Source organism: uncultured Paraglaciecola sp., assembly GCF_937123705.1.
GTDB lineage: Bacteria > Pseudomonadota > Gammaproteobacteria > Enterobacterales > Alteromonadaceae > Paraglaciecola.
Map to the genome: position 1 here is coordinate 1 of NZ_CAKZKO010000167.1, position 2,954 is coordinate 2,954.

Genomic DNA, 2,954 nt, shown 5'->3' on the forward strand with positions numbered 1-2,954 from the left:
GGGTTCACGGTGAAAGCTTGCGCTATCAATTGATGACTTTGCAAACCACACAACATCACCGGTTTTCTTGTGAGTTAAGCGCATGCTTACTTGACCTAAAATAGTCGCACATTGCTGAACTGGAAACTGTTTTGCAACTTCATCAAATAAAGGCAGAGGCTTTTCTGGTTTGACTAATTGATATTCTGTGTCTTCAATCAGTTCAAGGTCAAGCTGGTGAATAGATAGGGTGTAATCTGCTTGAGTGCCATCTTCTACAACCTTTAATTGTTTGGCTGTAAGTGCTTCAGTCAGTTGCGTGTAAAGTGTATCTGTCACACTGGTTTTGTCGGCAACTATCACCACAGTTTGGTTTTTACTAACTGCATGTGCAGGCAACTGTACTGACTTCACTTTAGGAGCTGCATGCTCTGTTTGATACTCTACTTGAAAGCGTTGGCTTTGTAAGCTTGGTTTCTTTGGCATCGAAAGTAATGGCGCAGGTTCAGGTTTAAGGGCACAACCAGCTGAAATTAAAGTAAAAAACAAAACTACAAGTAAGCGCATAAAGATTAATCTACCCATAAATATTTAAGATTAAGCGTATTGTACGTTAGTCGAGGCAAAAGTTCATGATATTATGTTATAAGAAACTTCCTAAACAGACTTAAAAAAATAAATAATGAAGTACAGCTTATCTTTAATTCCCTTTCTTTTTTCTTTTTTACTGCTTTTTGTTAGCGGAGAAGCTGCTTCGAGTGATAAGCAATGGCAAACTTTCGTTGCTGATTATAATAAACACCTTACCCGAAAATTAAAAAGTAAAGGGATACCAGGTGGTTCATTGGCGATTGTAAATATTGGTCATGATGATTTTATTAATGGTATTGGTCGAACAAAAATAGAAAAAGGTCGTAAAGTCGATAAACATACCCGCTTTCGATTGGCATCAGTCTCTAAAACCTTTGCGGGCTCATTAACTGCTAAACTTGCAGCGCAAGGGGAGTTTAATATTGATGACCCAATAAGTAAGTTTATTCCTGCTTTTTCTAATACAGCTTACAAAGATGACTTAAAAATTTATCATATCCTTAGTCATTCTAGTGGCCTAGTACCTAATGCATACGATAACCTAATTGAGTCGCGTATGAGTTACCCAGATATTGTCGAGCGGCTATTGACTGTTGAGCCTATCTGCAAACCAAGCGAGTGCTACGGCTATCAAAATGTGATGTTTAGTTTGATTGACTCAGTGATTTATCAATCAACACAGATGGACTACTCACATTGGATTTCAGAATATATCTTTGCGCCTTTAAAAATGGTGGATGCCAGTGTTGGTTTTGAGGGGATGGTGAAAGACAATAACTATGCTCATCCTCATGTACGCGGTAGAAAGCGTTGGTATACATCTCGTTTAAAGAAAAATTACTATAAAGTGCCTGCAGCTGCAGGTGTGAACGCCAGCGCAAATGACATGGCTATTTGGTTAAATGCGCAGCTAGGACAATACCCAGATGTATTACCACTCGAAGCATTGATCAAACAAACCCGTCCTTATACACATACTAAAAAAGAAACTCGTCGCCGAGTTTGGCGAAGTCATGTTAAAGATGCTTACTATGGATTGGGTTGGCGTGTTTACAACTATGATGATGAAGTACTTTATTACCACAGTGGTTGGGTTCAAGGCTATCGCAGCGATATTGTAGTATTCCCGCATCTAAACATAGGGTTTAGCTTAGTTCTCAATGCAGAAACAGGGTTAATTAATGAATTAACTACCGAGTTTATTAATCGGGTTCTTAAATACACGCGAGAGCAAAAATAGCCTAGCTAAAAAGTTTAGTTACAAATTAATTCAAAATTATTTCTGCCTACAAAAAAGCCAGCATATTTGCTGGCTTTTTCTGATTCGAAATTTCACAAGGCAGGATTAACCGCGTGGTAATTGAATCTTTTTCTCTTCGCTTTGGCGATACAATACAATTGTATGGCCAATTGTTTGTAGTTTTGTTGCGCCTGTCTCGCGAACAATTGCGTCAAAAATCAATGTTTTAGTTTCACGTTCATCTGTAGGAACTTTAACTTTGATTAGTTCATGAATTTCTAGGGCGCTTTCAATTTCAACTAAAACGCCTTCGGTTAATCCGTTTGCACCAAGTAATACAACAGGTTTTAAACTGTGCGCTTGGCCTTTTAAAAACTGCTTTTGTTTGTTCGATAATTTCATCATGTTACAAATTTTGCTGAATATGGCTTGAATTAAGGGTATTCTAACGCCATCTAGAGAATATTACTAATTAGTTACGTATTAATTTTATGGCAAATAAAAAACATTCAGCCAGTTCTAAGCGTTGGCTGAAAGAACATTTCGACGATCCTTATGTTCACGAAGCGCAAAAGAAAGGTTGGCGTTCTCGTGCGGTATTCAAATTAGACGAAATTCAAAACAAAGATAAATTAATCAAACCATCGATGACGGTGGTTGATTTAGGTGCTGCGCCAGGAAGTTGGTCACAGTATTTAGCTGAAAAGGTTGGTGATAAAGGTCAGGTTATTGCTTGTGATATCTTGCCTATGGATTCCTTAGCAGGTGTTGATTTCTTGCAAGGTGACTTTCGTGAAGAAGCGGTACTTGATGCACTATTAACACGTATTGACGGAAAAAATGTTGATGTAGTTTTTTCTGATATGGCACCCAATATGAGTGGTAATACATCAGTGGACCAAGCGGGTAGTATGTATTTAGTCGAATTAGCATTAGATATGTGCCACCAAGTTTTAAAGAAAAATGGTGCGTTTTGTGTCAAAGTCTTCCAAGGTGAAGGATTTGATCAATACTTACAAGAAGTACGTAATAGCTTTAAAGCAGTGAAAATTAGAAAGCCCGATGCGTCACGTGCCCGCTCTCGGGAAGTATATATAGTGGCGACAGGTTACAAACTGTAGTACAGTTGTGCTGCGTTAAGTTG

At 38.2% G+C, this 2,954-nt stretch carries 4 protein-coding genes; 2 read left to right on the top strand and 2 right to left on the bottom strand.

What is annotated here, in order from left to right:
* Positions 1-546, bottom strand: a 546-nt coding sequence (locus Q0688_RS22250) for a hypothetical protein (protein WP_299082546.1), incomplete at its 3' end; no start/stop codon positions are given.
* A 115-nt stretch (positions 547-661) separates the two neighbouring features.
* On the opposite strand from Q0688_RS22250, the gene Q0688_RS22255 reads away from it, so the two are divergent.
* Positions 662-1,810 (top strand): serine hydrolase, encoded by a 1,149-nt coding sequence (locus tag Q0688_RS22255; RefSeq protein WP_054561862.1) that lies wholly within the window; start codon positions 662-664, stop codon positions 1,808-1,810.
* Positions 1,811-1,915: 105 nt separating this feature from the next.
* Here Q0688_RS22255 and yhbY read toward each other — a convergent pair whose 3' ends face one another.
* A complete protein-coding gene (yhbY, locus tag Q0688_RS22260) occupies positions 1,916-2,212 on the bottom strand; it encodes a ribosome assembly RNA-binding protein YhbY (protein WP_054551950.1) in 297 nt (98 codons plus the stop codon).
* Positions 2,213-2,301: 89 nt separating this feature from the next.
* On the opposite strand from yhbY, the gene rlmE reads away from it, so the two are divergent.
* A complete protein-coding gene (gene rlmE / locus Q0688_RS22265) occupies positions 2,302-2,931 on the top strand; it encodes a 23S rRNA (uridine(2552)-2'-O)-methyltransferase RlmE (protein WP_054551703.1) in 630 nt (209 codons plus the stop codon).
* Positions 2,932-2,954: the final 23 nt, after the last annotated feature.

Excerpts from the sequence above, each read along its gene's own strand:
- Q0688_RS22255 (WP_054561862.1), top strand. The coding sequence starts at position 662 with ATGAAGTACAGCTTATCTTTAATTCCCTTTCTTTTTTCTTTTTTACTG.
- yhbY (WP_054551950.1), bottom strand. The coding sequence starts at position 2,212 with ATGAAATTATCGAACAAACAAAAGCAGTTTTTAAAAGGCCAAGCGCAC.
- rlmE (WP_054551703.1), top strand. The coding sequence starts at position 2,302 with ATGGCAAATAAAAAACATTCAGCCAGTTCTAAGCGTTGGCTGAAAGAA.